Annotated in this window: 21 protein-coding genes, 1 riboswitch and 1 other annotated feature; of the genes, 17 read left to right on the forward strand and 4 right to left on the reverse strand. The window is 29.2% G+C overall.

The features are described 5' to 3' along the window. Nucleotides 1-2: 2 nt before the first annotated feature. From GSH19_RS00480 to GSH19_RS00505, 6 genes are all read left to right on the forward strand, one after another. Nucleotides 3-416, forward strand: coding sequence for a 3-hydroxyacyl-ACP dehydratase FabZ family protein (locus GSH19_RS00480; RefSeq protein ID WP_237025952.1), 414 nt, complete (start codon nt 3-5; stop codon nt 414-416). 11 nt (nt 417-427) lie between these two features. Continuing rightward, nucleotides 428-1,801, forward strand: a complete 1,374-nt coding sequence (locus GSH19_RS00485; protein ID WP_237025953.1) for an acetyl/propionyl/methylcrotonyl-CoA carboxylase subunit alpha — start codon at nt 428-430, stop codon at nt 1,799-1,801. After that, nucleotides 1,782-2,615, forward strand: coding sequence for an acetyl-CoA carboxylase carboxyltransferase subunit beta (locus GSH19_RS00490; protein ID WP_237025954.1), 834 nt, complete (start codon nt 1,782-1,784; stop codon nt 2,613-2,615). The genes GSH19_RS00485 and GSH19_RS00490 overlap by 20 nt, the downstream gene beginning before the upstream one ends. A 1-nt stretch (nt 2,616) precedes the next feature. Beyond that, complete coding sequence (gene accA, locus GSH19_RS00495; RefSeq protein WP_237025955.1) at nt 2,617-3,393, forward strand: carboxyltransferase subunit alpha; 777 nt, start codon at nt 2,617-2,619, stop codon at nt 3,391-3,393. Between the two features lie 72 nt (nt 3,394-3,465). Further along, on the forward strand, nt 3,466-4,230 hold the full coding sequence (gene fabI, locus GSH19_RS00500) for an enoyl-ACP reductase FabI (protein WP_237025956.1): 765 nt from the start codon (nt 3,466-3,468) through the stop codon (nt 4,228-4,230). 23 nt (nt 4,231-4,253) lie between these two features. After that, nucleotides 4,254-4,820 (forward strand): 4'-phosphopantetheinyl transferase superfamily protein, encoded by a 567-nt coding sequence (locus GSH19_RS00505; RefSeq protein WP_237025957.1) that lies wholly within the window; start codon nt 4,254-4,256, stop codon nt 4,818-4,820. A gap of 13 nt (nt 4,821-4,833) precedes the next feature. Here GSH19_RS00505 and GSH19_RS00510 read toward each other — a convergent pair whose 3' ends face one another. Further along, entirely contained in the window at nt 4,834-6,114 is a 1,281-nt protein-coding gene (locus GSH19_RS00510; RefSeq protein WP_237025958.1) for an adenylosuccinate synthase, read from the reverse strand. Between the two features lie 215 nt (nt 6,115-6,329). Between GSH19_RS00510 and purB the strand changes: the two genes are divergently transcribed. From purB to GSH19_RS00525, 3 genes are all read left to right on the forward strand, one after another. Further along, entirely contained in the window at nt 6,330-7,622 is a 1,293-nt protein-coding gene (gene purB / locus GSH19_RS00515) for an adenylosuccinate lyase (RefSeq protein WP_237025959.1), read from the forward strand. 39 nt (nt 7,623-7,661) lie between these two features. Beyond that, nucleotides 7,662-7,752, forward strand: a riboswitch (TPP riboswitch). A gap of 79 nt (nt 7,753-7,831) precedes the next feature. Next, nucleotides 7,832-8,386, forward strand: coding sequence for an ECF transporter S component (locus GSH19_RS00520; protein WP_237025960.1), 555 nt, complete (start codon nt 7,832-7,834; stop codon nt 8,384-8,386). Between the two features lie 80 nt (nt 8,387-8,466). Beyond that, nucleotides 8,467-9,849 carry a class II fumarate hydratase gene (locus GSH19_RS00525; RefSeq protein WP_237025961.1) on the forward strand — a complete coding sequence of 461 codons (1,383 nt, stop codon included), beginning with the start codon at nt 8,467-8,469 and terminating at the stop codon, nt 9,847-9,849. On the opposite strand, the gene GSH19_RS00530 is transcribed toward GSH19_RS00525, so the two are convergent. Continuing rightward, a complete protein-coding gene (locus GSH19_RS00530) occupies nt 9,846-10,811 on the reverse strand; it encodes a YitT family protein (protein WP_237025962.1) in 966 nt (321 codons plus the stop codon). The genes GSH19_RS00525 and GSH19_RS00530 overlap by 4 nt on opposite strands. A gap of 154 nt (nt 10,812-10,965) precedes the next feature. On the opposite strand from GSH19_RS00530, the gene GSH19_RS00535 reads away from it, so the two are divergent. The 6 genes from GSH19_RS00535 (at nt 10,966) to GSH19_RS00560 (ending at nt 16,762) form a co-directional block, all read left to right on the forward strand. Then, a complete protein-coding gene (locus GSH19_RS00535; RefSeq protein ID WP_237025963.1) occupies nt 10,966-11,490 on the forward strand; it encodes a TetR/AcrR family transcriptional regulator in 525 nt (174 codons plus the stop codon). A 57-nt stretch (nt 11,491-11,547) separates the two neighbouring features. Next, nucleotides 11,548-11,790 (forward strand) — a binding site (T-box leader). A gap of 58 nt (nt 11,791-11,848) precedes the next feature. Further along, nucleotides 11,849-12,694, forward strand: a complete 846-nt coding sequence (locus GSH19_RS00540; RefSeq protein WP_237025964.1) for a MetQ/NlpA family ABC transporter substrate-binding protein — start codon at nt 11,849-11,851, stop codon at nt 12,692-12,694. Between the two features lie 11 nt (nt 12,695-12,705). After that, nucleotides 12,706-13,761, forward strand: coding sequence for a methionine ABC transporter ATP-binding protein (locus GSH19_RS00545; protein ID WP_237025965.1), 1,056 nt, complete (start codon nt 12,706-12,708; stop codon nt 13,759-13,761). Further along, on the forward strand, nt 13,761-14,465 hold the full coding sequence (locus GSH19_RS00550) for a methionine ABC transporter permease (RefSeq protein ID WP_237025966.1): 705 nt from the start codon (nt 13,761-13,763) through the stop codon (nt 14,463-14,465). The genes GSH19_RS00545 and GSH19_RS00550 overlap by 1 nt, the downstream gene beginning before the upstream one ends. Before the next feature lie 136 nt (nt 14,466-14,601). Then, nucleotides 14,602-15,561 (forward strand): ketopantoate reductase family protein, encoded by a 960-nt coding sequence (locus GSH19_RS00555; protein ID WP_237025967.1) that lies wholly within the window; start codon nt 14,602-14,604, stop codon nt 15,559-15,561. Between the two features lie 16 nt (nt 15,562-15,577). Beyond that, nucleotides 15,578-16,762 (forward strand): PLP-dependent aminotransferase family protein, encoded by a 1,185-nt coding sequence (locus GSH19_RS00560; protein ID WP_237025968.1) that lies wholly within the window; start codon nt 15,578-15,580, stop codon nt 16,760-16,762. A 75-nt stretch (nt 16,763-16,837) separates the two neighbouring features. Here GSH19_RS00560 and GSH19_RS00565 read toward each other — a convergent pair whose 3' ends face one another. Then, nucleotides 16,838-17,035 carry a cold-shock protein gene (locus GSH19_RS00565; RefSeq protein ID WP_237025969.1) on the reverse strand — a complete coding sequence of 66 codons (198 nt, stop codon included), beginning with the start codon at nt 17,033-17,035 and terminating at the stop codon, nt 16,838-16,840. A 215-nt stretch (nt 17,036-17,250) separates the two neighbouring features. Here GSH19_RS00565 and GSH19_RS00570 point away from each other — a divergent pair, with 215 nt between their 5' ends. Together GSH19_RS00570 and GSH19_RS00575 are read left to right on the forward strand one after the other, a co-directional pair. After that, nucleotides 17,251-17,940: an NAD(P)H-dependent oxidoreductase gene (locus GSH19_RS00570; protein ID WP_237025970.1), complete on the forward strand. Its 690-nt coding sequence runs from the start codon at nt 17,251-17,253 to the stop codon at nt 17,938-17,940. A 6-nt stretch (nt 17,941-17,946) separates the two neighbouring features. After that, the gene (locus tag GSH19_RS00575) at nt 17,947-18,123 is read left to right on the forward strand and encodes a hypothetical protein (protein ID WP_237025971.1); all 177 of its coding nucleotides are present in this window, start codon (nt 17,947-17,949) and stop codon (nt 18,121-18,123) included. A gap of 15 nt (nt 18,124-18,138) precedes the next feature. Here the strand turns inward: GSH19_RS00575 and thiD are convergent, their stop codons facing one another. After that, the gene (gene thiD, locus GSH19_RS00580) at nt 18,139-18,936 is read right to left on the reverse strand and encodes a bifunctional hydroxymethylpyrimidine kinase/phosphomethylpyrimidine kinase (protein WP_237026126.1); all 798 of its coding nucleotides are present in this window, start codon (nt 18,934-18,936) and stop codon (nt 18,139-18,141) included. Between the last annotated feature and the right edge of the window lie 117 nt (nt 18,937-19,053).

Below are 19,053 nucleotides of genomic sequence, written 5' to 3' on the forward strand. Positions count from 1 at the left end.
TAATGAGTTTTGAAGTTAATAATTATATTCCTCAAAGATATCCATTTGAAATGATTGATCGAATTGATGAAGTTGTGCCAGGTGAAAGAGCTAGTTCAACTAAATTATTATCAATTAATGAATGGTTTTTTCAAAATCAAGAAGATCCAAAAATGCCAAGGCCAATTGTAATTGAAGCACTTGCTCAAACAGGAGTTGTTTCAATTCTTTCAATGGATGAACATAAAGGAAAGAATGTTTTCTTTGGTGGAATTAAAAAAGCTGAATTTTTTGATCATTTTCGTCCGGGAGACCAATTACATCTAAGTGTTGAACTTTCAAAATTAAAGAAAAACATCGGAGTAGGTCACGGAATTGTAAAACGAGATGATGAAGTGATTTGTGAAGCTGATTTAATGTTTGCCATTGAATCTTAAGGTGATTTAATATGATTAAAAAAGTTTTAATTGCTAATCGTGGTGAAATTGCAGTTCAAATTATTCGTTCATTACATGAAATGAATATGAAAGCTGTTGCTATTTATTCTACTGCTGATGCAGAAAGTTTATTTGTTGATTTAGCCGATGAAGCAGTTTGTGTTGGTGGTCCTAATGATGCATATTTGAACATTCCAGCAATTTTAAATGCCGCTGTTTTAACTGGTAGTGATGCAATTCATCCTGGTTATGGCTTTTTATCAGAAAATAATGAATTTGCGGAATTATGTGAAAAATGTAATGTGAAATTCATTGGTCCAAGTTCTTCTGTAATTGATTTAATGGGAAATAAATCAAATGCAAAGACTGCAATGAAGAATAATGGAGTTCCAACCATCCCAGGTTCTGAAGGATTCTTAAATTCTTTTGATGAAGCAAAAAAAATTTCAAATGAAATTGGATATCCAGTGATGTTAAAAGCTGCTGCCGGTGGTGGTGGTAAAGGAATTAGAAGAGTTGATAATGATGATGAATTAAAAGTTGCATATGAAGATACTAAACGTGAAAGTAAATTGTCATATGGTGATGATCGTCTTTATCTTGAAAAAGATATTAGTGATGCTAAACATATTGAAATGCAAGCAATTCGTGATCAATTTGGTAAAGCAATTTATTTTCCAGAACGTGATTGTTCACTTCAACGTAATCATCAAAAAATCATCGAAGAAAGTCCTTCTTTAAAATTATCAGAGCAAGAAAGAACCGAGTTAGGTCAAATTGTTGTTAAGGCAATGCAAGGAATTGATTATGAAAATACTGGAACTTTTGAGTTTCTAATGGATAGAAATCATAATTTTTATTTTATGGAAATGAATACTAGATTACAGGTTGAACATACAATTACTGAAGAAGTAGCACAAGTTGAACTAATCAAGTCACAGATTATGGTTGCTAATGGAGACCACTTACCATATGATCAAAAAGATTGTAAGGTTAAAGGTTATGCGATTGAATGCCGAATTAATGCTGAGGATCCAAAAAATAATTTTATTCCACAGGCTGGTAAAATCAAATCTGTTCGTTTTCCATATGGAACAATGGGTGTAAGAATTGATTCAGGTATTGAGAGTGGTAGTGTTATTTCACCTTACTATGATTCAATGATTGCTAAAATAATTGTTCATATGCCAACTAAAGAAAAGGCAATTAATAAAATGTTAAGAGCATTAACTGAATTCGAAATTGAAGGTGTTAATACAAACCGTGATTTCTTGATTGATTTATTAAAAGATCAATGCTTTAATTCAGGTGATTTCAACAACAATTATATTGAATCTACTTTTCTAAAAGAATGGATGAAAAAAAATGAAGACAAACAAGTTTAATACTCCAACTACAAAGGAATTAGAATTGAGAAATCAAAAAATTCCTGATGGATTATGGATTAAGTGTAAATCTTGTGGAGAAAATATTTACTATAAAGATTTAGGTAAATTTAAAGAGTGCCCAAACTGTAGTTATGGCATGAGATTAGGTGCAAAAGAAAGAATTGAAATGATTTGTGATGATTTTGAACAAATAAATTCTGATATAACAGTACCTAGTCGCTTCGATGATGATAAATATCAAAATAAAATAAAAAAAGCAAAAGATGTAACAGGGTTAAATGAAAGTGTTATTACAGGTTTTGGAAAAATTAATGGTCATAAAGTAGGACTTGCAGTGATGGACTCAAGATTTATTATGGCTAGTTTAGGAATTGCTACAGGTGAATTATTAGCAAAACTATTTGAAGGTGCTACTGAAAAGCAATTACCAGTTATTGTATTTACAGCTTCTGGTGGTGCTAGAATGCAAGAAGGAATTAATTCTTTAATGCAGATGGCTAAAGTTTCAGAAGCAATTAATGAACATTCAAAAGCTGGTTTATTGTATATAAGTTTAATTACAGACCCAACTTTTGGTGGAGTTACAGCCAGTTTTGCAATGCAAGGTGATATTATTATTTCAGAACCTAAAGCATCGATTGGCTTTGCCGGTCGTCGAGTTATTGAAAATACAATTCAGCAAAGACCCCCAGAAGATTTTCAACAAGCTGAAACTTTATTAAAAAATGGTTTTTTAGATGCAATTATAAAAAGATCTAATTTAAAAAGTGAGTTGAGTAAAATTTTAGCAATTCATGAAGGTGGTGCTTAAAATGTCAGAGGAAAAGAGTGCTTTTGAAAAAGTACAAAAAGCCAGAAATTCTGATAAAATTTCAATTCAAAAGTTAGTTTCTGGTCTTACAAATGAATTCATTGAATTACATGGAGATCGAGCTTATGGCGATGATTCTGCTGTTTATTCAGGAATTGGGATGATTGATAATCAACCAGTTACAATTATTGGAATTCAAAAAGGAACTAATAATGAAGAAAATGTAGAACGCCATTTTGGTTCAGCTGAACCTGATGGTTATCGAAAAGCACTTCGATTAATGGAACAAGCTGAAAAGTTTAAAAGACCAATTATAACTTTGATTAATACCCCTGGAGCTTATCCGGGAGTTGATGCAGAATATCATGGTCAAGGATATATGATTTCTCAATTAATCTTAAAGGGAATGCAATTAAAGACGCCATATATTTCAGTAATAATTGGTGAAGGTGGTAGTGGAGGTGCGCTAGCACTTGCAGTTGGTGATTGTGTTTGGTCTTTTGAAAATAGTATTTATTCTGTTCTTTCCCCTGAAGGATATGCAACAATTTTATGGAAAAATTCAAGTAAAGTTAAAGAAGCGGCAGATGTAATGCGATTAACGCCAGAAGAATTATTAGAAGATGGAATTATTGATAAAATCATTCCGGAAGTAAAAAATGATACTGATATTGAGAATTTTAAGAATATGATTTTGAATAAAATTTCTGAATTATCTAATATGTCAGTGGATGATTTACTAAAAAAACGTTTTGCAAGATATCGTAGTTTTAAATAAAAAATTTTTATTTTTATATTTTTATTGCTATAATATATAGTATTGATAAATTCCGGAGGGAGAAAGACTAGTATGACTGGTATTTTAGAAGGTAAAAAAATTTTAGTTATGGGTGTAGCTAATAAAAAAAGTATTGCTTGGGGATGTGTACAAGCAATACAAGCCCAAGGTGGGGAAGTAATATTAACTTACCAAAATGAAAGAATGAAAAAAAGTATTGATCGAATTGTTGATGAAAATCAAGCAATGATTGAATGTGATGTTGCTGAAGATAGTAATGTTGAAAAAGCTTTTAAAGAAATTAAAGATCGTTTTGGAAAAATTGATGGTGTTATTCATGCAATTGCATATGCTGATAAAGAAACTTTGGAAAATGGTGTAATTAACACTAAGAAAGATGGATATAACTTAGCTCAAGATGTTAGTGCATACTCATTGATTTCTGTTACTAGACATGCTAAAGAAGTTTTAAAGCAACCAGGAAGTATTGTAACTCTTACATACTTAGGTTCAATTCGTGCAATTCCAAATTATAATATGATGGGAATTGCTAAGGCTTCTCTTGAAGCTTCAGTACGTTATTTAGCTGCAGAACTAGGTAAAGATAAAATTAGAGTTAATGCAATCTCTGCTGGTGCAGTTAAAACATTAGCTGTTACAGGTATTAAAGGACATGATGATTTATTAAGAATGTCTGATGCTTTAACAGTTGATAATGAGAGTGTAACCAAACAAGAAATTGGAAATGTTGCAGCTTTCTTAATGAGTGATTTATCAACAGGAATGACAGGAGACATTGTTTTTGCTGATAAAGGGGTTCATTTGATGGGTGGATAATATTTTTTTATGGAGATTTTAAAATGAAATATTTATTTGATTCAATTAAAAATCCTAAATACAAAAAATATTATTTAAAATTAAATATTAATCAAGATAATAAAAAACAACAAAAATTAGTTGGAAGAGTTTTATTGAGTGAATTATTAAATTTACCAGTTAATGAATTAATTAACGATAAGATTGTCAATTTTGATAAATTGGGACGTCCAATTATCGATAACAATAATTTATTTTTTTCTATTTCTCATTCTCATGAATTAGTAGTAGTTGTTGTATCTGATGAAGAAATTGGGGTGGATCTAGAAATGATTCGTCCTTTTTCTTTTAATAAAATCAAAAAAGCATTTACGGATAATGAAATAGATTATTTAAAAGAAAATCCTAGTAAAACTCTAACATTATGGACAATTAAAGAAGCTGTCCTAAAATTATTAGGAGTTGGATTGATGGGAAGACCTCAGTCTGTTCATGTTGATTTAATTAATTTTAATATTGCAACTCGTAAAAATGAAAAATTTAAAGTAAATAATTTATTAATTGATAAAGATTATATTTGTACGATTGTAAAAAAAAAACATAGCAATTAGCTATGTTTTTTTTTTACCATAAATCTTTTAAAATATTAGTTTGTTCACGATCTGGTCCTACTGAGAATGCGGCTAGTTTTACACCAGTCAATTCTTCAACTTTGCGTAAATAATTTTGTGCATTTTGTGGTAGGTCGTCAAATTTTTTAATATTAGTAGTATCTTCTTTCCATCCAGGTAATTCTTCATAAATTGGTTCACAATCATCTAAAACATCAAGATTAGCAGGATAGTGACTAATTTCTTTACCGTTTAATTTGTAAGCACGACAAATTTTGATTGTATCTAAATCATCTAAAACATCAAGGCAATTTAAAGCTAAGTTAGTAAATCCTGAGACACGAGCTGCATGACGCATTGCAACACTATCAAACCATCCAATTCTTCTTGGTCTTTTAGTAACAACACCATATTCGTGGCCAGTTTCTCTAATTTTATCACCAATTTCATCATTAAGTTCAGTTGGGAATGGACCTTCACCAACTCTGGAAGTGTAAGCTTTACATGTTCCGATGATTTGATTAATTTTAGTTGGTCCAATACCAGAACCTACTGCAGCACCACCAGCAATTGGATTTGATGAAGTTACATATGGATAAGTACCATGATCAACATCAAGCATTACTCCTTGAGCACCTTCAAATAAAATATTTTCATTATTATCTAGTTTGTCTTCTAAAATAATTGAAGTATCATCAACATATTTTTCAATACGTTTACCATATTCAAGATATTCATTGTAAATTTCGTCAAAATCTAATTCAGGTTCGCCATATAAGTTTTTAAGAATGTTGTTTTTAAGTTTTAAATTAGATTTTAATTTTTTTTCAAGGGTTTTAGGATTGATTAAATCAGCAATTCTTATTCCAATTCTTTCCACCTTATCCATGTAAGCTGGTCCAATTCCCTTATTAGTAGTACCAATTTTTTCTTCCTTCATCTTTTCTTGTAAGGAATCAAATAAAGTATGATAAGGCATAATTACATGAGCTCTACTAGAAATTCGTAGGTTATCAGTATTAACACCTCTGTCATTAAGATATTTTAATTCATTGAAAAGAGATTTAGGATTCAATACCACGCCATTACCAATTACTGCTATTTTATCTGAGTAAAAAATCCCAGATGGAATAAGCTGTAATTGAAATTTTTGGTTGTTGAAAACAATTGTATGACCGGCATTATCGCCACCTTGGTAGCGAGCAATTACGTCAGCATCATTACTTAAATAATCAACGATCTTACCTTTACCTTCGTCTCCCCATTGACTTCCAACTACTACAATTGATGACATTTTTTGCACCTCATAATTAAATTTAATTTTTATCCATATACTAGCTTATCAATGAAATCGGATAAAATCAAGAACTATCATATTTTCAAAAAAACTATAGTTCGTGTTTTGATGTGTATTTGCTAAAAACCTAATATAATGTTAAGTTATAACAGTGAAAAACAAATATTAAATAATACTTCAAGATAGATTCACTTAAAGGAGAACATTTAAAAATGATTGAAAGATATACACGTGATGTAATGAGGGATATTTGGTCAAAAAAAAATCAATATCAATCTTGGTTAGAAGTTGAAATTGCAATTGATGAAGCTTGGTCTAAGTTAGGGGAAATACCAGCAGACGATGTAAAAAAAATCAATGAAAATGCTACTTTTAATGTTGATAGAATCGATGAAATTGAAGCAATTACACACCATGATATTGTTGCATTTACTAGAAATGTTTCTGAATCATTAGGTGATGAAAAAAAATGGATTCACTACGGAGTAACCAGTACAGATGTTGTTGATACAGCACAAGGTTATCGTTTGAAACAAGCAAATGAAGTAATAAAAGAAGATTTAAATACATTATTAGAAACAATTAAAGAAAAAGCACTGAAATATAAATACACAGTTATGATGGGAAGAACCCATGGAGTTCAAGCTGAACCAACTACTTTTGGTTTGAAAATTGCTCGTTGGTATGCTGAAATGAAACGAAATATTAATCGTTTCGAATATGTTTCAAAAGAGGTTGAAGCAGGTAAGATTTCTGGTGCAGTTGGAACTTTTGCTAATGTTCCTCCATTTGTAGAGGAATATGTTTGTAATAAATTAGGTATTCGTAATCAAGATATTGCAAGTCAAGTATTACCAAGAGATTTGCATGCAGATTATATTGCTACAATTGGTCTAATTGCAACTAGTATTGAAAATTTTGCTACTGAAATTAGATCATTACAAAGATCTGAAATTCACGAAGTAGAAGAACATTTTAATAAAGGACAAAAAGGATCTTCAGCAATGCCACATAAAAGAAATCCAATTGGTTCAGAAAATGTTACTGGTCTTGCTCGAGTGATTAGAGGACATATTCAGACTGCATATGAAGATGTAACTTTGTGGCATGAAAGAGATATTTCACATTCATCTGCTGAAAGAATTATTTTACCTAGTTCAACTTCTTTAATTGATTATATGCTTCATAGATTTAATAATATTTTGAAAAATCTTGATGTATTCGAAGATACAATGAAAGAAAATATGACTAAAACATATGGTTTAATTTATTCTCAACGTGTTTTATTAAAATTAATTGATAAAGGTATGAGTAGAGAAGAAGCATATGATACTGTACAACCTTTAACTGCTAAATCATGGGATGAAAAAATCCAATTTAAAGATTTAGTTAATAACGAAAGTAAAATTACCGATAAATTAAATGACGATGAAATTGATGATGCATTTGATTACAATTATCATTTAAGAAATGTTGACGAAGTTTATAAGCGACTTAATTTATAAAAGATTGATATTAAGATATAAATAATATAGAATAAAGATAACAAATATGCGGGGTGCCTTTTGGCTGAGATCATACCCATTGAACCTGATTAAGTTAAAGCTTACGAAGGGAAAATGTTTTTTAGGAAGTAGACGTACTTCTTAATCTATTTATGATGATTTCAAGGGTCTCCAATTATTTGGAGATCTTTTATTTTGGAGGAATCATCATGAATGTATTAAAAAAATGGCACTTGAAAGATATTATATCAATTGCTTTAATTGCAGTATTTAGTGGAGTTATTTTTTGGGGAACTGGATTTTTATATAGTGTTTTAAATGCACTTTTAACTCCAATTGGATTAGCACCATTTAGTAATGAAATATTATTTGGATTATGGACTTTAGCTGGACCATTAGCAGCTTTTGTAATTAGAATTCCGCTATCATCTACATTAGGAGAATTTTTAGCTTCTGCTGTTGAAATGATATTTGGTGGACAATGGGGAGCTGCAACCTTAATTTCTGGATTAATTCAGGGGTTAGCTTCTGAAGTAGGTTTTGCTGCTACTGCATATAAACTTTATAATTGGATTACAATTTGTATTACAACACTTTCAACAACTTTAATTACATTTATGTGGTCATATTTTAAAGATGGATATAATGGTTATTCAGGATTTCTAATTGCTATGTTATTTATTGTTAGATTAGTATCAGTTTTTATTTTTAGTGGTGTATTAGTAAAAATAGTATCTGATATGATTGAAAAAAATAGAAACTAAAAGGGATGAATTTATCATTCCTTTTTTATTTTGTAGATTGATTAGTGTAAAATAATGTTTAATAAAAGGAGGATTAATTTATGGATTATCGAGTTGAATCAGATAGTATTGGTGAAGTAAAAGTACCAAAGGATGCCCTATGGGGAGCACAAACACAAAGGAGTCGATTTAATTTTCCAAATGGACCAACTATGCCAGTAGTTTTAATTAGATCATTAATTAAAATTAAAAAATGTGTGGCTAAAGTTAATTTGGACAATAAAAAGATTGATGAAATAAAGGGAGAATTAATCGTTCAGACTTGTGATAATCTCTTATCTTTTAATGATGAAGAATTAATGAAAGATTTTCCATTACATATCTATCAAACTGGTTCTGGTACACAAACCAATATGAATGTTAATGAAGTAATTGTTAACTTAGCATATGAAATTAATCCGGATGTTAAATTATTAGCTAATGATGATGTTAATCGTTGTCAAAGTTCAAATGATGTATTTCCAACAGCAATGAACATTGCAATTATTAAAGAAACCGAAAGTTTAATGTCTTCTTTAAAAAATATGAAGTTAGTATTACAAGATAAAGAAATTGAATTTTCTGAAATTGTTAAAATTGGTAGAACTCATTTACAAGATGCAACACCATTGACTGTAGGGCAAGAAATTTCTGGATGGGTTAGTACAATTGATCATGATATTAAATATTTGAATGATAATATTAATGCAGTTTATGAAATTCCAATTGGTGGAACTGCTGTTGGTACAGGAATGAATACTTATGAAAATTTTGATAAATTTATAGTTAATGAATTATCAAAAGAAACGGGACTTGATTTAAAAGTTCAAAACAAATTTTTTGGATTAGCTAGTCATTCAACGATTGTTAATTTTCATAGCTCTGTTAAAGTTATGGATACAGATTTGATGAAAATAGCTAATGACATTAGATTTTTATCATCTGGTCCAAGAGCAGGGTATGGAGAATTTATTATTCCATCAAATGAACCAGGATCATCGATAATGCCTGGGAAGGTTAATCCAACTCAAGCGGAAGCTTTAATAATGGCTGCAACTAAAGTTGTTGGAAATGATACAACAATTGGATTAGCAAATAGTCAAGGTAATTTTGAATTAAATGTTTATAAGCCTTTGATTATTGATACTGTTTTAGAATCAATACAATTAATGGCTGGGTTAATTAAATCTTTCACCGATAAATTAATCAAAGGATTAGAAGTTAACTCAGAACAAATGAAAAAATTAGTAAATGAGTCATTAATGACAGTAACATCTTTATCACCACATATTGGATATCATAAAGCTGCAGAAATTGCTCAATTTGCCTTAAAAAATAAATTAAATTTAAAAGAAGCCGCAATTAAAACTGGTTATGTAAATGAAAATGATTTTAATAATTGGGTTGATCCTTATCAAATGACAAATAAAAAAACGAAATCTTAAGATTTCGTTTTTTTATTCTTATATTTTTTTTGTTCTTCTTTTTCTCTTCTTTTAACTAGTTCAGCAGTTAACATTCTAAATTGTGTACGATATGCATTAAATGCTTTTTGTGAATCATTCATATTCTTTTCAGCTTCATGTAATCTTTCTGATAATTCCTTGAATGAGTAACCAGATAAATTCATTTGTACATCAACTGTTGTATTATATGCAGAACTTAAAAAATGATAACCATTAACGGTTGCTTTAGAAACTCCGGTTGCAACATGTTTAATTGATGGTTGAAATGAGAAGTTATCAATTGCTGTAACAATTGGTTTACTAATAACTTTAGTCCAAAATGAAATTAGTGGACCAGCAAAAAATGCAGTAATAATTGTAGCAATTGCGATTGGACCACCAACAACTAATCCAGCAATCAAGAATAGAATATCTTGAATAACTCTTGCGGTTCTATATTTAACATGTAATCTATCGGAAGCAATTGGTGCAATCGCATCATATGGTGCAACCCCTAAATTAGGTGCCATATAAATTGAACTACCAGCAGTGAATAAAACTAAACCTAAGAATAGGTTGGTAATGATAACGAAAAAATTAACATTTCCTGGGAGAATTGATTCATAAATAGATGAGAACCATTGAATTTCATAACCTACAAGAATCATATTCATAATTGTTCCAATTCCAATTTTCTTACGATCTAAAATTAAAATAAAGATAAAAATAACAAAGTTGGCTCCAAGTTGAAATGTACCAAGGTCTGTATGTAAAATACTAGCCATTCCTGTATTCACAGCAGTAAACGGATCAAGACCTAAATTACCTTCTTTTAAGAAAGTAGCACCAAGAGCTAGCATTGCAATTCCAACAAATGACATTAGAGATTTTAATAGTATATTTATAAATCTACCATAGCCATTTAATCTATTTTCTTGACTATTATCCGAATTTGTATCCATAAATTTCAACATCCTTTATTAGAGATTGACTTTATTATAACTCACTTTAGATAAATTTGTTAAAAATTTAATTTGTGATTTTATATAGATTAATTTAATATTAGTAGTTGTTGGTCTCTAATATTTGGATAGTTAGTTTAGTAAGGAGCATTTTATGAGTGACACTAATAATAGTGAACAACTAATAATTGATGGGTTGTTTGATTTAATGATAGAAACTCCATATACAGAAATATCAGTAAAAAGCATTTGCGAAAAATCTGGTGTATCTAGGATGACTTTCTATCGTCATTTTCATACTAAAGAAGATGTTGTAATTGAACAAATTGCACAAGTTTTTAGGACCTTTGTTGACAGTGTTGCAACTGATAAATCAATTACATTTGATCAATTGGCATCAACTTTTTTTAATATTATTAAAGACCATAAAGATATGTTGATGATTATTTTAAATAATGATTTATCTAACTTATTATTAAGACAACTTAAAAATTATATGACGATGTTGGTTAATGATAAGATTTTAGAATTAAGAGAAAATTCATCAAAACTATTGATTGCTTTAATTTCTGGTGGCTTAACAGAAATTTTAATTGTTTGGGCTGAAGACGATATGCAAATTCCAGTTGAAGAATTAGTTATTTTTGCAATGAAATATATGCATTTTAAAATTAATTAATAAATTTGTTGACAAAGTAGTTACTTTTATTTTATTATTATAAAAATTATTTAAATATAACAAACGTGATATGAATTGAGTATTAAATGAATTCTCTCAGAGAAACTCTGGTTGGTGAAAAGAGTTGAGTTGAAATTTAAGAAGATGGGTTCTTAAAAGTTTTTATTAGTGAATATTTAGCTAATAACGGAGTTGCTTTCGATATAAGAGCAAGACTTTTCTTTTTAGAGCAGTCTTTAGAGGTAGGGTTTAATAACACTACAAACTAAGGTGGTACCACGAATAGCATTCGTCCTTTTTATAGGACGAGTGCTTTTTTTATTTAAATAAAATACATAAAAAATATGAGGTGTTAGATATGAGTAAAAGATTAAAGAACAGTATCATTGGAATTATTATTGTTGCAGTATTAGGTATTATTGCATGGTTTAGTTTTGTTGGTAACAGCGCTAAAACAGATAATAAGGTTACAATTGGAATTATGAGTGGAACTAAAAATGATGATGAGTTTTGGAATGCAGTAAAAAAGAGCGCTAAAGATAGATATGGATTAGATATTGAATATAAGAAATTTACAGATTACAGTGCTCCTAATCGTGCTTTAGAACAAAAACAAATTGATTTAGATGCCTTTCAACATTTTGCATTTTTAAATAATTGGAATAAATCTAATAAGTCAAATATTGTTTCAATTGGTGAAACTTATTTAAAACCAATGAAAATTTATTCTAATAAATATAAAAGTGTGAAAGATATTCCAGAAAATTCAAAAATTATAATTCCAAATGATACTACCAATGAAAGTAGAGCTTTATATTTATTAAAAAATGCTGGATTAATTAAATTAAGTTCTGGAAGTAATTTCAAAGGAATTAATGATATTACAGAAAATAAAAAGAATTTAAAAATTAAGGAAGTTGATGCCTCACAAACGGCCCGTTCTTTAAATGATGTTGCTGCATCAGTTGTTAATACTAATTTTGCAATTAGTGCTAACTTAACTAAAAAGCAAACTATTTTTACTGAACCTTTAAATAAAGATTCTAAGCAATGGGTTAATTTTGTAGCTGCAAATAAAGATCAAAAAAATAATGAAAAATATAAAAAAGTAGTAAAATCAATTCAGAATAAAGATATTGAAAAAGTAATTAAGAAAATTTACGGTGATAAATATATTCCTGCTTGGAATAAAACTTTTAAATAGGAGAATTTAAAATGACTGAAAATATAATTGAATTAGATAAAGTTAATGTTAAATTTCCACTCAAAGATAAAACAATTCATGCTGTTAAAGATGTATCTTTGTCAATAAAAAAGGGAGATATCTTTGGAGTAGTCGGATATTCTGGAGCAGGTAAATCAACTTTAGTAAGAACGATTAATTTATTGCAAAAACCTAGTTCAGGAATTGTTAAGGTTTTAGGAAAAGAATTTTATAAAAATGTTGATGGAAAAGAAAAAAATATTTCTGTTGGTGATTTAAGAAAAGAACGTCGAAATATTGGAATGATTTTTCAACATTTTAATCTTTTAAATGAAAGAACGGTTCAAGATAATATTGCTTTTGCATTAAAACACAGTAAATTAAAAGAAAAAGAAATCATTAATAAATCAATTGAATTATTAGATTTAGTGGGATTGAAAGAATTTGCTAAAAGTTACCCAGCTCAATTATCTGGAGGACAGCAACAAAGAGTTGCAATTGCACGTGCTTTAGCTAATGATCCTGAAATTTTAATTTCTGATGAAGCAACATCTGCACTTGATCCAGAAAATACTAATCAAATATTGGATTTATTAAAAAAAATCAATCAAAAATTAGGATTAACAGTCGTTTTAATTACTCATGAAATGGATGCTATTAAACGAATTTGTAATAATGTAGCGATCATGGATAGTGGAGAGTTAATTGAAAAAGGTAATATAATGGATATATTTGTTCATTCTACCAATCCAGTTACTAGAAAATTTATCGGAAATTCATTTGATGCAATTTCAATTTTAAATAGTTTAAATCTATCTAAAAAGCCTGATGCAATTGTTCAATTAACTTATACATCTGATGATATTGGTTCACCAATAATTGTTGAACTGTATAAACAATTTGGAGTGAAAGCAAATATAATTTATTCTAATATTGAAGTTTTGCAAGATAAACCAATTGGGACTAATTTAATTGGAATCGATGGAAATCAAGATAGTATTAAAAAGGCTTTAAATTATTTACATGAAAGTAATATTAAAGTTACAGAAATTAAGGAGGAACAATAATGAAAGAATGGTTTATAACTCATTTTCCAAATGTTGTTCAGTTAGGTTGGACTGGTGATACAGGTTGGGCAAATTCAATTGTTCAAACTCTATTTATGACTTTTTGGTCCGCTATTTTTGGTGGTATTTTAGGACTTATTTTTGGGATTGCCTTAGTCGTTTTTGATGATAATGGAATTTTACCTAATAAAATAATTTTTAATATTGTGGATAAAATTGTTTCTTTCTTTAGAGCTATTCCATTCATTATTTTATTAGCTTTTATTGCTCCATTTACTCAATTTTTAGTTGGTACTCAAATTGGTACTACTGCAGCACTTGTACCCTTAGCATTTGGTGTTTTTCCATTTTATGCAAGACAAGTACAAGTGGCTTTGGAAAGTGTTGACAGTGGAAAAATTGAAGCTGCTCAATCAATTGGTGCAACAAATTGGGATTTGATTTTTGGTGTATATGTTAAAGAAGCACGTTCAGAATTAGTACGTGTATCAACGGTTACATTAATCAGTTTAATTGGATTGACTGCAATGGCTGGTGCAATTGGTGCTGGAGGATTAGGAAACACTGCAATTTCTTATGGATATAATCGATTTGCTAGTGATACAACGTTAGTAGCAACTTTATTAGTAGTTATATTAGTAATAATAATTCAATTAATTGGGGATTTCTTAGCACGTAAATTAAATCATTCAATAAAAAAATAATAAACGAACATTAAATAAAATATTAGCCGATTTTTTTAGATTTAGGTTGAATTATTATGCTTCTTTGATATAATTGTTCAACTAATAGGTCATTTAAAAAAATTGGCTATTTTTATACAAAAGGAGAGTGAATAATATGAAATATGGAATTATTGGAGCTGGCGCAATGGGATATCGATATGGAGTCTTATTACAAGAAAATGCTGGTTTGGAAGTTGATTTTGTTGATACTTGGCAACCAAATGTTGAAAGGGTTAGAGAACAAGGTGGTGTTTATGTATCAAGAGACCATCAAGACAAAAAATTAGTTCCGATTAATATTTACTATCCTGAAGAATATGATGGACACCCAGATGTTTGGATTATTTTTAAAAAACAGATGCAATTATCAGAAGAATTAAAACGAGATCAAGCAGCTAATATTTTTTATGATGATCAATATGTATTTTCTGCAATGAACGGATTAGGACATTTTGAAAAAATAGAACAATATTTTGATAAAAATAAAATCTTATGTGGAACTGCAATGATTGCAACTGTTTTGAATGGACCTGGAGATGTTGATTTCATGGGACCTAAAAATGGTGAAGAAATGCATATGGCACCATATAATGATAAAAAACCAGATGAAATAATGAATTCAATTTTTGAAGATTTTAAAAAAGCAACTCTTGGTCCTGTCATGACTAATGACTGGCTAGGAATGTGTATGACAAAGGTTTCTTTTAATGCAGTTGCTAATACTTTATGTACAATGTTTGAGGTTACGATGGGACAGTTTATCGAATATCCGGGTGCAAGTGAAATGGCAACTCAATTATTTAATGAGGCTCATGATGCATGTGAGCGTGCTGGAATCTATTTAATTGATAATCGTCAAGAACAAGTTCAATCTGTAATAGATAGTGGAGTTAAGTTAAAATATCATTATCCTTCAATGTATCAAGATTTTTCTAAGGGAAGAATGACTGAAGTGGATTACATAAATGGGTATATTGCAAATATCGGAAGAAAAAATAATTATATTTGTTCAACTCATGAATTCATTGTTCATGAGGTACACTTAGCAGAACTTACACGTAAATATCGAAATTAAAAAGGTGGTAACTAAAATGACAAATTATGAATTTTCAAATAGTGTTCCCAAAAAAGTAAATGATGCAATTGGTGAAGTATTTAAAGCAGCTTCAGATCCAGAAGTTATTTCATTTGCAGGTGGTCTTCCGGCACCTGAACTATTTCCAGTTCAAGAAATTAAACAAGCAACCTCAGATGTTTTTGATCAATATGGAAAAGAAGTTCTTCAATATTCTGGAGCGATTGGTTATAAGGGATTAAGAGAACAAATTGTTGATATTATGGCGGAAAGAAAAGTTGAAACAAATATTGATAATATTGCAATTACAACTGGTTCACAACAATCAATTGATTTAACTGCACGAATGTTAATCAATCCTAATGATGTAATTTTTGTCGAAGATCCAACTTATTTGAGTGCGATTGATGTCTTTAAATCATATGGTGCAAAAATAATCGGAATTCCAATGGATGATGATGGAATTAGAATTGATGTATTAAGAGAGAAAATGGAAAAATATCCTAATGGAAAAATGATTTATACAATTCCTAATTTTCAAAATCCGACTGGAAGAACTTTGTCGCTAGAACGTCGAAAGGAACTAGTTAGTTTAGCAAATGAGTTTGGTACACATATTTTAGAAGATGATCCATATGGCGCAATTAGATTTTCTGGAGAGTTTTTACCTTCATTAAAAAGTTTTGATACAGAAGAACGTGTGATTTATTTAAGCTCATTTTCAAAAATTCTTGCTCCTGGATTAAGAATGGGATGGTTAGTAGCTGATAGTAAATTTATGGATAAATTTTTATTAATGAAACAATCAGCTGATTTGCATACTGATAATTTAACTCAATATATTATTTCTCAATTTATGAAAAATAATGATATTAAACAACATATTAAGTTAATTAGTGAGGCATATAAAAATAGAGCGGACTTAATGATTAAACAAATTGATAAAAAATTTCCTGAAGGAGTTAAACATAGTAACCCAGAAGGTGGGATGTTTATATGGGTAGAGTTACCTGGTAATATTGATTCTGATGAATTATTTAAAATATGTATTAAGAATAATGTAGCATTTGTATCAGGATCAGCATTTTATCCAAACAAAGTTACAAAGGGAACATTTAGAATGAATTTTTCTAATATGAGTGATGAACAAATTATATTAGGAATCGATCGAATGGCTAAGGCGATTAAAGAAATGATGTAAATTAAAAGGAGCGTAATATCTACGCTCCTTTTAATTTGAAAAAAAAAAGACCTGAAAACAGGTCTTTTAATATCATTAAGCTGGAGTAACGTTAGCAGCTTGTGGGCCACGGTCGCCATCTTCAACATCAAGAGTAACTTTTTCACCTTCGTCAAGTGTTTTGAAACCGTCTTTGTTGATAGCTGAGAAGTGAACGAATACGTCACCATCTTCAGTAGTAATAAAACCATAACCTTTGTCGGCGTTAAACCATTTTACTGTACCTTGTTTCATAATATGAAAACCTCCTTGCTTTCGCATAATTGAATCAGTGTTGTGAATCGAAAAAGGACGTCATTTCATTAAATAAAACAAGAAACCTTTAGAACTCGAAACCATTTCACTCATCTACTAAATAATAACATAATGATTTTAAATGTAAAGTTGTTTTTAATAATTATTTTTAAATATGTTAGTATGATGTAAATAAATTGCAAAGGAACTTAATAATGAAAACATTAATAATTATTTCACATCCAGAAATTTTAGATTCTGCAACACAATCGTTTTTAAAAGCGACGCAAAAGTCATTTGATAACGTAACTTGGCATAGCTTAGAAGTAGATTATGATAATGATTTGAATAAATTAGATATCGAATATGAAAAACAATTATTAAAAGAAAATGACCGAATTATTTTTCAATTTCCTCTATATTGGTATTCTGCTCCAGCATCATTAAAAAAATGGCAAGATGAAGTTTTAACGAGAACTTTTACTTATAAAGAAGATGAAGGTTTATTAAAAGGAAAAGAATTAGGAATTGTTACTTCAATTGGAAATTCATTAGATCATTTTCAAGCAGGTGGATTCGAGAATTTCAGTTTGTCAGAAATTTTAATTCCATATCAAGCTTTAGCTAAAAGAGCAGGGATGATGTTTATGAAACCATTAATAATTGATCAATTTATTTATATGAATGAAGAAACCAAATATAATTTATATATTAGTTATCAGAAATATATTTCTACTAAACAGGATATGAATTTTACTGAAAAGACTAATTGGTTGATTGATCAACTAACTAATCATTATGATTTAAATAATAATGATATTATTGATCAATTGAAAATCAATAAAGATGATTTAGATGATTTAAAAATGCAAATTAATTTAATGAGACAAGATGAAGAGGGGTAGAAAATTATGAATCATGAAGATTGGGCCATTAAAAAGATTGATGAAAAATTATCACAACCAATTTCATTTAAGGAAAAAGCTATTTTGTTTGAAACTAAAAATGTTATAAAGGAACAATTTAAAAGAATTGATCAAAGTGAAGCAGAATTAGATGGTCGAAGTTGGACACCAAATAAATGGTAAAAAAAGAGCTTAAAGTTAAGCCCAGTGATTAATTGGTCCAAATTTATGACCAACTTGAATTTCATTTTTTATTGCTTGATTAACGTAACTTTTAGCAATTCTAATTGCAGTTTCCATTTCAGAGCCCTTAGCAATTTCTGCAGTAATACAAGCCGATAAAGTATCACCAGTTCCATTAACACGATCAGTATTATGGTAAGGGGCATTTAACCAAAATTCACGACCAGATTCTAATAAAACAAAATCAGAAACTACTTTTTGATTTGGATTATCATGTTGACCTTTAATAATGATATTTTTGGCACCCATATCATGTAATTTGTGAGCTGCATTTTCCATAAAGTTAGAATCATTTTTATTAAATCCAGTTAATTTTTCTGCTTCGTAAAAATTAGGTGTAATGATTGTTGCTAAAGGAAGTAGTTTTTCTTTTAAAGTATCGAATGCTGCTTGTTCAAGAAGCAAATCTCCATGTTTAGTAATAATAACAGGATCAAGAATTAGGGGACCAAAATCATATTTTTTATAATTTTCAGCAACATCATTAATTGTTTTAGAATCAGCGAGCATTCCAGTCTTACTTGCTCTTATATGATAATCATCAGCTAAATCTTTAAATTGAGAAGCGATAAAACTAGTGGGCATTAAAACACGATCATGAATTCCATATGAGTTACCTGCAACACATGCAGTAATTACAGATGAACCATGAACTTTTTGGTTAAAAAAAGTTAAAAGATCGGCTTGAATTCCAGCACTTCCATCACTGTCAGATCCGCCAATTGTTAGAGCTTGTGGTAGTTCATTAATCATTATATCAATTCCTTTCAGTCTCATAGATTATTAATACTTTAACACTTATGGAATTCAAAAACTATAAAATTTTATGAAAATACCAATTTGCTTTTTATTATTGATATGTATTATAAT

The sequence above is a fragment of the Lactobacillus sp. S2-2 genome, from assembly GCF_021698855.1.
In the GTDB taxonomy this organism is placed as follows: Bacteria; Bacillota; Bacilli; order Lactobacillales; family Lactobacillaceae; genus Fructilactobacillus.

Bases quoted from the DNA above. Each gene is read 5' to 3' on its own strand.
- GSH19_RS00485 (WP_237025953.1), top strand. From the start codon at position 428: ATGATTAAAAAAGTTTTAATTGCTAATCGTGGTGAAATTGCAGTTCAA.
- purB (WP_237025959.1), top strand. From the start codon at position 6,330: ATGATTGAAAGATATACACGTGATGTAATGAGGGATATTTGGTCAAAA.
- GSH19_RS00525 (WP_237025961.1), top strand. From the start codon at position 8,467: ATGGATTATCGAGTTGAATCAGATAGTATTGGTGAAGTAAAAGTACCA.
- GSH19_RS00555 (WP_237025967.1), top strand. From the start codon at position 14,602: ATGAAATATGGAATTATTGGAGCTGGCGCAATGGGATATCGATATGGA.
- GSH19_RS00505 (WP_237025957.1), top strand. From the start codon at position 4,254: ATGAAATATTTATTTGATTCAATTAAAAATCCTAAATACAAAAAATAT.
- GSH19_RS00565 (WP_237025969.1), bottom strand. From the start codon at position 17,035: ATGAAACAAGGTACAGTAAAATGGTTTAACGCCGACAAAGGTTATGGT.
- GSH19_RS00575 (WP_237025971.1), top strand. From the start codon at position 17,947: ATGAATCATGAAGATTGGGCCATTAAAAAGATTGATGAAAAATTATCA.
- GSH19_RS00550 (WP_237025966.1), top strand. From the start codon at position 13,761: ATGAAAGAATGGTTTATAACTCATTTTCCAAATGTTGTTCAGTTAGGT.
- GSH19_RS00520 (WP_237025960.1), top strand. From the start codon at position 7,832: ATGAATGTATTAAAAAAATGGCACTTGAAAGATATTATATCAATTGCT.
- fabI (WP_237025956.1), top strand. From the start codon at position 3,466: ATGACTGGTATTTTAGAAGGTAAAAAAATTTTAGTTATGGGTGTAGCT.
- accA (WP_237025955.1), top strand. From the start codon at position 2,617: ATGTCAGAGGAAAAGAGTGCTTTTGAAAAAGTACAAAAAGCCAGAAAT.
- GSH19_RS00535 (WP_237025963.1), top strand. From the start codon at position 10,966: ATGAGTGACACTAATAATAGTGAACAACTAATAATTGATGGGTTGTTT.
- GSH19_RS00530 (WP_237025962.1), bottom strand. From the start codon at position 10,811: ATGGATACAAATTCGGATAATAGTCAAGAAAATAGATTAAATGGCTAT.
- GSH19_RS00540 (WP_237025964.1), top strand. From the start codon at position 11,849: ATGAGTAAAAGATTAAAGAACAGTATCATTGGAATTATTATTGTTGCA.
- GSH19_RS00480 (WP_237025952.1), top strand. From the start codon at position 3: ATGAGTTTTGAAGTTAATAATTATATTCCTCAAAGATATCCATTTGAA.
- GSH19_RS00570 (WP_237025970.1), top strand. From the start codon at position 17,251: ATGAAAACATTAATAATTATTTCACATCCAGAAATTTTAGATTCTGCA.
- GSH19_RS00510 (WP_237025958.1), bottom strand. From the start codon at position 6,114: ATGTCATCAATTGTAGTAGTTGGAAGTCAATGGGGAGACGAAGGTAAA.
- thiD (WP_237026126.1), bottom strand. From the start codon at position 18,936: ATGATTAATGAACTACCACAAGCTCTAACAATTGGCGGATCTGACAGT.
- GSH19_RS00490 (WP_237025954.1), top strand. From the start codon at position 1,782: ATGAAGACAAACAAGTTTAATACTCCAACTACAAAGGAATTAGAATTG.
- GSH19_RS00545 (WP_237025965.1), top strand. From the start codon at position 12,706: ATGACTGAAAATATAATTGAATTAGATAAAGTTAATGTTAAATTTCCA.
- GSH19_RS00560 (WP_237025968.1), top strand. From the start codon at position 15,578: ATGACAAATTATGAATTTTCAAATAGTGTTCCCAAAAAAGTAAATGAT.